The sequence below is a fragment of the Roseococcus sp. SYP-B2431 genome (assembly GCF_004336745.1).
Taxonomy (GTDB): domain Bacteria; phylum Pseudomonadota; class Alphaproteobacteria; order Acetobacterales; family Acetobacteraceae; genus Roseococcus.
This window is the reverse complement of the sequence record NZ_SJXD01000027.1, coordinates 367033-375771: the sequence shown is the minus strand read 5'-3', so window position 1 is coordinate 375771 and position 8739 is coordinate 367033. Positions and strand designations below refer to the sequence as shown.

Annotated in this window: 6 protein-coding genes; 2 read left to right on the top strand and 4 right to left on the bottom strand. The window is 60.5% G+C overall.

All coding sequences use genetic code 11. The features are described from left to right. Window positions 1-131 precede the first annotated feature (131 nt). Window positions 132-659, top strand: a complete 528-nt coding sequence (locus EJV46_RS18310) for a hypothetical protein (protein WP_240782633.1) — start codon at window positions 132-134, stop codon at window positions 657-659. Further along, the gene (locus EJV46_RS18305) at window positions 656-1084 is read left to right on the top strand and encodes a hypothetical protein (protein WP_131550131.1); all 429 of its coding nucleotides are present in this window, start codon (window positions 656-658) and stop codon (window positions 1082-1084) included. The genes EJV46_RS18310 and EJV46_RS18305 overlap by 4 nt, the downstream gene beginning before the upstream one ends. A 144-nt stretch (window positions 1085-1228) precedes the next feature. On the opposite strand, the gene EJV46_RS18300 is transcribed toward EJV46_RS18305, so the two are convergent. Genes EJV46_RS18300 through EJV46_RS18285 form a run of 4 tightly spaced genes read right to left on the bottom strand, consistent with a single transcriptional unit; the run spans window position 1229 to window position 8366 of the window. Next, window positions 1229-4342 carry a type I restriction endonuclease subunit R gene (locus EJV46_RS18300; RefSeq protein ID WP_131550130.1) on the bottom strand — a complete coding sequence of 1038 codons (3114 nt, stop codon included), beginning with the start codon at window positions 4340-4342 and terminating at the stop codon, window positions 1229-1231. A gap of 3 nt (window positions 4343-4345) precedes the next feature. Beyond that, window positions 4346-4957 carry a hypothetical protein gene (locus tag EJV46_RS18295; RefSeq protein ID WP_131550129.1) on the bottom strand — a complete coding sequence of 204 codons (612 nt, stop codon included), beginning with the start codon at window positions 4955-4957 and terminating at the stop codon, window positions 4346-4348. Beyond that, window positions 4954-6198 (bottom strand): restriction endonuclease subunit S, encoded by a 1245-nt coding sequence (locus EJV46_RS18290; protein ID WP_131550128.1) that lies wholly within the window; start codon window positions 6196-6198, stop codon window positions 4954-4956. Before EJV46_RS18290 ends, EJV46_RS18295 begins: the two co-directional genes overlap by 4 nt. After that, window positions 6195-8366 (bottom strand): class I SAM-dependent DNA methyltransferase, encoded by a 2172-nt coding sequence (locus EJV46_RS18285; protein WP_131550127.1) that lies wholly within the window; start codon window positions 8364-8366, stop codon window positions 6195-6197. Before EJV46_RS18285 ends, EJV46_RS18290 begins: the two co-directional genes overlap by 4 nt. Window positions 8367-8739 lie beyond the last annotated feature (373 nt).

Sequence of the window (8739 nt, the reverse complement as noted above, 5' to 3'; positions counted from 1 at the left end):
CTCCACCCCGGTGATGATTTCCACTACGCCTCCCGCCTCCGTCCTTACCGGCGCTCCAAAGAACGCCCGTACAAACACAAGGCAGGTTCAACATCATTGTGGTAGGCGGCCGTCGCCGGATGGGTACTGCCGTGCTGCAGGTCAGCCCTCGCGTCCGCGCCAACCAGAATCGGGCGCAGACGCCGGCGCTGCTGAAGGGGCTGATCTTTGGATTGGATGGCCGGGCGCTGTCGCCGACCCACGCCAGGAAGAATGGCCGGCTCTATCGCTACTACGTGGCTCAGCGGGTCCTGAAGGGCGACGCCGCCGTTGACGATAGCATGGTGCGCCGGGTGTCGGCGGCAGAGATCGAGGCGGCGGTGGTGGACCAGGTTCGTGCGCTGCTGCGCCAACCGGAGATCGTGGTTGGCACCTGGCGGGCTGCGCGCAGGGATGCGCCGGACCTGACCGAGGGCGAGACCCAGGATGCGTTGCACCGACTCGACCCGCTCTGGGAGCACCTGTTTCCGGCGGAGCAGGCGCGCATTGTGCGATCGCTAGTCGAGCGGGTGGTGGTCGGCCCGGCCGGCGCAGACATTCGGCTGCGGCTGGAAGGGCTCGGCGGCCTGGTCCGCGACCTCACCGCCATCCGGCCGGTTGCCCTGAGGGCCGCGGCATGACCGCCGCCACCAGCATCACCGTCCGGGTGCCGCTGGCTGTCCGCCACAGGCCAGGGCGGAAGACGGTCGTGACACCGATGACCGACGGCGTGGCGCCGGTCACGATGCGGGCCGACCCGGCACTGGTGAAGGCGCTGGCACGGGCATTCCGATATCAGCGCATGCTCGATCAGGGGCGGTACGCCTCTATCACCGAGATGGCAGCCGCCGAGCGCCTCGAGCGGGGATACTTGGGCAGCCTTCTTCGGCTGACCCTCCTGGCGCCGGACCTCGTGTCGGCCATCCTGGACGGACGGCAGCCCGAGGGGCTGACCTGCGCTGTGCTGGCCGGAGGGGTGCCGGTGGGCTGGGATGTCCAGCGCACCATGTTAGGAGCGAACAGTCTCGGTGCTGCACCAACCGGGAGAAGCGGCAGGTCACGATGAAGGCTGGCGGATCGACAACTTAATGAAAGGAAGAGGGCGGAAACCTTCCTTGCTCAGCCCGGATTGAAAGTCGCCGTTCATTGGGATGGCCGAGCGACCAAACCTGTTTCTGATTTCACCAGCTACTTGCCCCCCGAGCCGCGGTCAGGTTTCCGGCCCCTGCCGCTCCTTCGCAGACGGGTCGTCATCGCCCGCATCTCTCTTCCGGACGCGCTCGTAGACCGCACGTGCGAGATGTTCCTGAGCAGCGGCACGAAACTGCCTGTCACTCATGACACGGCTGAAGATCTCGTCGTTTCCTTCCATGCGCTGAATGAACAGGTCATCCAGAACGCGCCCGAAGAACGCAGCAAAATTGGCCTCGTTGTTGGCCTTAGCGGCCTCGACGATCTTGTCGTCGCGCTCGGCCGTCGCCCGGACTTGGTCGAAGAAAAGCTGATCAGCCTCAGTGAAGTCAGTCCCAAACCGCTCATTCAGCTTGTCGACGAGGGTCGAAAGCGGGACGTCGGTATCCTTCTCCCTCGCAGTGCCGACGTCCGTTGGCCCCTTGAGCGGATCAGCCTCGCCGGCCGACAGATCGATGGTGCCTTCACTCACCTGTTGAAGTCGGAAGAACTTCAGAGCGACATCGTCGTCGAGCGTGAACTTTGCGCCGTCGCCTGGTGGCGGCAGCTTCGGCGCCAGGTTGCGCAGGAAGGCGTACAGCTGCTCCAGCTCGCTGTCGAAGTAGGGAAGGATTTGGGACAGGAAGCCATAGAGGTTGCGGAACGCCGTGAGTTGCCCGCGAAACTCCTCCTGTTCCGCCTCGGCGCGCTCGTTGAAGCGCGCGACGCAGCGGTCCATGATTGCATTCATGAGCTTGTGGTCTTGACCGCTTGGATCGCGTCGCGCCTTGAACCACACTGCCGCGAACTCGGTCACGTCGCCGGGCGTCACAATCGCCGGCTGTAGCAGCTTGTGGTGTAGCTCATTGAGTTTCTGCGGATCCGCGTTCTCGCCCATGGGCGTCGCCTCGTAGTAGGGCTTGAACGCCTTGAAGATGTCTTCCTCTTCGTTTCTGAAATCCAGAACGAAGGTGCGGGTCTTCCCGGGCGCGGTGCGGTTAAGGCGAGACAGGGTCTGCACGGCCTGCACGCCAGCGAGCCTCTTCACCACGTACATAGTTTGCAAAAGAGGTTGGTCGAAACCTGTCTGATACTTCTCCGCGACAATCAAGACGCGGTAGTTGTCACCGGCGAAGCGCTCAGGCAGTTCGCGCTCCGGCAGCCCGTCATTCATGCTGGTCTCGGTGTAGGCGGAGCCTGGATCCGCCGGGTCCTCCACCGTTCCAGAAAAGGCCACCAGCGCCCTGATACCGGTGTAGCCCTTCTCCTGGATGTAGCGATCGAAGGCCATCTTGTACTTCACCGCCGCGAGGCGGGATCCAGTGACCACCATCGCTTTGGCGCGTCCGCCCAACTCGTGCATCACCTTCAGGCGGAAATGCTCGATGATGACCTGCACCACCTGCTCAATGTTGACTGGGTGCAGTTCCAGGAACTGGCCCAGCGCGCGCGCCGCGGCCTTCTGAGGCACGTCCGGATCGTCCTCAACCTGCTTCACCAGGCCAAAGAAGCGCTTGTAGGTGGTGTAGTTCTGCAGTACGTCGAGGATGAAGCCCTCCTCGATAGCCTGCCGCATCGAGTACTCGTGGAACGGCGATGCGCCGGAAGGCCCGGGCTCGTCGAAAACCGCCTTGGTCTTGAATTTCGGCGTGGCGGTGAACGCGAAGAAGCTCAGGTTCGGCTGACGGGCGCGCTGCATCATCTCCTTCAGGATCGCGGCTCGGGCTTCCTCCGTGAGCTGATCGTCCTCCTCCTCGCCGATCTGGCTCGCGATGGCCTCGGCGATGCCGTCCTTGTTGAGGATGCCCTTCAGCGCGGACACCGTCTCGCCCGACTGCGAGCTGTGCGCCTCGTCGACGATCACGGCGAAGCGCTTGCCTTGCGTGTCAATCGACACGTTCTCGCCCTTCGCTTCCATCGTGCGAATGGCCTGGCTGATGAATGGGAACTTCTGGATCGTGGAGATGATGATCGGCGTGCCGATTGCCAGCGCCTTGGCGAGCTGCTGCGTGTTCTCGTCGATCTTCTCGACGACCCCGGTCTTGTGCTCGAACTGATAGATGGTGTCCTGCAGCTGCTGGTCGAGCACCAGGCGGTCGGTAATGACGATGACCGAGTGGAACACCTTCTCGTCCCGAGCGTCGTGCAGGGAGGCGAGGCGATGAGCTAGCCACGCGATGCTGTTCGACTTACCCGAGCCAGCAGAATGCTGAATGAGGTAGTTGCGCCCTGATCCATGGTTGCGCGCATGGCCAACCAGCTTCCGCACCGCATCGAGCTGGTGATATCGCGGGAAGATCATCCGCTCACGTCGCACCGTGCGCTTGCCCGCTGGCGTGTCGACGACCCGTTCACTGACGTCGAGGTGCATGAAGCGCTGGAGGATGTCCAACAGGCTGTCGGCGTGGAGCACCTCGTCCCACAGGTAGTGCGTCTTCCAGTTACCCTCCACCGGCGGGTTCCCAGCGCCGAAGTTGCAGCCGCGGTTGAAGGGAAGGAAGGAGGTCTCCGCGCCCTGCAACTGCGTGGTCATCCAGGCCTCGTCGGGATCCACCGCGAAGTGCACTAGCGCCCGCTCCTTGAAGCAAAAAAGGGGGTCGCGCCCGTCGCGGTCATGCATGTACTGCTTGTGGGCATCCACAGCGCGCTGCCCGGTGAGCGGGTTCTTCAGCTCGGCCGTCACCACCGGCAGGCCATTGACGCTGAGCACTACGTCAATGATGCATTTCCGCGGCGTCCCCTCGGGTCGCTTCAACACCTTCGAGGTGAAGGCGACCTGGCGGGTGATGGTGAGACGATTGGCGGCGTATCGCTGCGCTGCCTCCGGGTTCATGCCGGAATTCGGCCGGAAGTAGGCAAGGCGCAGCTCCTTGCCGTAGCACTTGAAGCCGTGGCGCAGCACGCCGAGGGCGCCCTTGCTCGCCAGTTCCTTGACCAGGCTATCGAGAATGGTCGCCGAGGTGCGCTCCTTGAGCATCGCCTCGAGCTGATCCCACCGCGTAGGCTGGCTGGCCCGGATGAAGGCGATCACCTCATCAGGGAAGAGGGCGGAATTGGGCTCGAAGCCCGCGGGATCACCCCGTGTGAATCCCCCGTGGGTGAGCAGGCCATGCTCGATGGCGGCTTCGAAGGCATGTTCGGTGTGGCCTGCCACCGATCAAATCTCCTGCACTGATGCGTTCTGGAGGTCGGTAAGCAACCGCCCCTGGACCTCATCGAAGTGATAATAACGAATCGACGGATCAGCGACCAACTGCCTGTTGGCATCAAGATACGCATTCGGATTGTCGTTCTCTGCGAATACGAATTTGCGCAGCCTGATACGGCGCCGGTCTCCAGTATAGTTCTCGACGATTCTTTTCAGACTGCTAACCCAACACGCCCCCGCCTTGAGTTGTGGTACAATTTTTTCGGCAGTTAAGCTCTTGGATTTGAATTCAATGCAGTCTGCATGGAACGATCTCTGGTTGACATAGAAAACGACGAAATCACAGCGCTTCGACCACTGCTTTGCGGTGTCATCAAGAAAATGAAAAAGAGCCGGCTTTGATTTCTTATTGGTATTTTCAAAATCATCGTTATCAAGCTTAAATGCCATCCCAATGCCAGGGAGCTTTAGCTCGATCTTGCGCAGCTGAGGTTTCACATCTTCAGGGCGAAAATAGTTTTCAACGAGAATAACCTTTTCTCCCGTTCCATCGTGTAAAATATAGTCTTTGTTTACGTACGCCCTGAGGTGTCGGAAATAAGTGGCCGCATCGAGGCTCATTGCAGTCCCTCGATCTGGCCGGTAACGGCGTTGGTAATAAGAGCAGCGCGGTGCTCACTTAGAAGTGATAAGCTTTTCTCGATTGCCTTAGCTACAAATAGGATACGATTATCTTCTTGCTCCAGATGCCGGGCGATCGAAACCTGTTCTGCGTGGGGCGGTCGTGTCACAATAATATTTTTAGTCTTATCTTGATTGAGTATTGGTAGCGTATTTCCGCTTGCGGACATCCGAACTTCTGCCCGAAAGGCATGCAGGAAGTATGTCAGAAAAAGTGGATCTGAATTGAGCCCAGGCACAATAGCATTTATCTGCTGATTCGATGCGCAAGGCATTGGGGCTAATGCCACTTTGCCCAGCGTAGCGCCGATACCCACCAAAAGGATTGAATTAGCTGGGTACAGGATGGCGTGGCCGGCTTCAAATGCCTCACGGGTGAGGGACTTTGCAGACCTATCCATGATCAAGGTGTCGAAATCGCCGGGCGTGAACCAGGGAATCTCACCATCCGAAAAGAAGTCTCCCGCCGCCGCCGCGGGTGTTCGCCCGGTCATGACCCAATCCGCCTGCCTGCGGAGCGGCAATGCCTCCCAGTGAGCCGGAATTTGCCCGAGCCATTCCGTACCGCTGTCTTTCACAGCCACTTTGGGGTTCAGGCCCTTCGTGACTGCCTGCGTGATGATCGCCTGCCGCTTTTCGGCCAGCCGGTCTAGTAGTGCCTGCTTTCCCGCGATCAGAGCGTCAATCTGAGCGGTCTTCTCATCGAGGAAGGCGGCAATCCGCTTTTGGGTTTCAAGCGCAGGAAGCGAGATACGGACAGACGCTAGGTCGTCGCGAGACAGTTCGACGAAGGTCGTGCCGTTGGCAGAGGCGTTCATTTCGGGCACACGAGATTTCAGCAGATAGAGTAAGTAGCGCGCCCATGTTTCCGTCTCGGGTATGAGTGCGCGGCATCCCTGGTTGAAGACTAGGGAATTCGCGGCAATTGCCATATGGCCGATTGGCGCCCGCGTAGACATTATTAATGTCCCCGCTGGAACCAAATTCAGGTTGTTTTCGCTTACCGCTAAATCGGTAACCTTTCTCCTGGTGTCAGAAATATAGCCCCCATCGAGGCGCCCCAGGTCATCTGGTGTTGCCCAGGAAATTTCTCCGTCCCAGTAGCTCAAATCGCCACTCGCCGGTGTGGTACCGTTCTTGATTCTTGCGAAGTATCGCAGTGCGCCGGCGCGGGTGTTCACGCCACAAGCCCCTTCAGTAGATCAGCAATTTTGCCTTCCAGGCTGGTGATGTCGGCTCCAATTTCGGCGAGCGGCCGTGGCGGCTTGTAAACATAAAAATGCCGATTGATCGGGATCTCGTAGCCGACCTTGGTCTTGGAATAGTCGACCCAGGCATCGGGGACATGCGGCAGCACTTCGGCCCGCATATAGGCGTCAATCGCACCGCGCATAGCCGCCACGAGCTTATCGTTGGGCATATCCGGCCCGAACTCCATGGGGAGTGGCAAGTCTGTTCCCTTGTGCAGCGGGACGCTTTCTGTGTCGCGCAGCTCGCTGTCGGGCTCAGGATGGCCCTTTGCGTCGCGGCATATCTCCGCCCTGGGATCGCGCTCCCCGAGTGCGGACAAGACCGCCTTCCGCACAGGGGCGGGCAGCTTCAGCCGGGCACGCTTGGCAGCTTTGTCGAGGTCCACCTCGAACTGGGCTCGGTCCATGAAGCGGCCCTTGTTCGCCAGCGTGGCCAGCATGGCCCTGATCGCCTCTTGCTGCGCCTGGCCCGCGGCCTCGTCCGCTTCGACCGCCTTTGCGTCCTTGCGCTTCTTCGAAACCGCGAGGTTGGCGAAAGCCGACTGCTCCTCCAGCCGCGCGATGCGCTCGGGGGTCGCCTCGAAGTTGAGCCGCAACGGGCGCTCGACCGTCACTTTCAGGAAGCCGAACTCTGCATTGTCGAAGATGCGGGAAACGACCCGCTCCTCCCACGCGCCATCCACCAGCACCCGCTCTGTCTCACCATCCCGGAAATTGCCGTACAACTCGGTTAGCCGCGCGATGTGGGCGTCGGAGAGCTCATTCCGCTTGTTGTTCAGGCTCTTCTTCATTTTCTGGAAGAAGCGCGTGCCATCGATCAGCTGAACCTTGCCCCGGCGCTCCGGAGGCTTCCGATTGGACACGAGCCAGACGTAGGTGAAGATGCCCGTGTTGTAGAAAAGCTGGTCCGGCAGGGCGATGATGGCTTCAAGCCAGTCCTTCTCGATGATCCAGCGCCGGATGTTGGATGGACCCGAGCCTGCATCACCGCTGAAGAGAGGCGAGCCATTGAAGATGATGGCGATCCTAGAGCCGTCTCCGCCACGGCTCGGCGCGTCATGCATCTTGGAGATCATGTGCTGCAGGAAGAGCAGCGATCCGTCATTAATCGCAGGCAGGCCCGCTCCGAAGCGCCCGTCGAAGCCGACCTCCTCATGCTCCTTGGTGACTATCCGCTGCTGTTCCTTCCATTCGACGCCGAAGGGAGGGTTGGCCAGCATGTAGTGGAACTTCTTGTCGGGGAAGCCATCCTTGGTCTTGCCATCGCCGAGCGTGTCACCAAGGACGATGTTGCCCGTCTCCTCATCCTTGATGAGCATGTCGGCGCAGCAGATCGCCCAACTCTCGTCGTTGTATTCCTGGCCGTAGAGCCCGAGGTTCGCCTTGAGATTCTGAGCCCTGATCGTCTCCTCCGACACCGACAGCATGCCGCCCGTGCCGCAGGTTGGATCGTAGATCTCGCGGTAGACGCCAGCCTTGTAGACGTCCTCTTCGCCCGTGTAGATCAGGTGCGTCATCAGCCGGATGACCTCACGCGGCGTGAAGTGATCACCGGCCTCCTCGTTCGCCTGCTCGTTGAAGCGCATGACGAGGTGCTCGAAGATGTAGCCCATCTCAAGGTTGCTGATTTTGTCCGGGTGGAGGTCCACGTCGGACATCAGCTTCACGATGTTGAAGAGGCGGTTGCTCGCGTCGAGCTTCTCGATCTGCTCTCCAAATTTGAACTTGTCGAAGATGCGCCGGGCCGTCTCCGAGAACCCATTGATGTAGGAGACCAGGTTGGGCGCAATATTCTCGCTGTCGCCGAGCAGCTTCTCGAAGGTGTATGGGCTGATGTTGTAGAGTGGCTGCTTGCGGTCCGGCCCAACGATCTTCGTGAGGAGACGCGGTATAGCCCGTTCAGGTGTGCCGGCCGCGGTGAGCCTCGCGTGCTCGCGGATGACCGCTTCCTTGCTGGGTTCCAGCACGCAATCGAACCGACGCAGCACCACCATGGGCAGCATCACCAGCCGGTACTGTGGGGGCCGGTAGGGGCCCCGCAGACGGTTGGCTATGTCCCAGATCGTGCCGGCAATCGCTTTGTGGTTCTCGGTGAGCATCTGTCGGTTCGATTCCCCTGAGCGGGCATTTTTATGCACTCAGCCGGAATGTCATAGGTCGCGATGCGGCGGATGCGGAAGAGAAGCGGGCAGCGGCCGCGCTTGTGCCAGGCATGGGACTGCCCGCCGATGACCAGTGGAGGGGAGGAGGGTGTCGCTCGTTTGGCCCTCGGCCGGTTCCTCTCCTCATCGATCCGGGACCGATGAACCAGCTACCGGACGTCCGCTTTCCAGTGCCCTTCGCCGACCAAACGAGGTGCGGAAACACCCCGAGCTTCGATCCGGGGAAATGACCTAATTTCAATGGGATGAGGCTTGAGGGTAGAATCACCCCACCCCCGAGCTTCGGAGACTTCCGAGCCTCCGGAGAGCG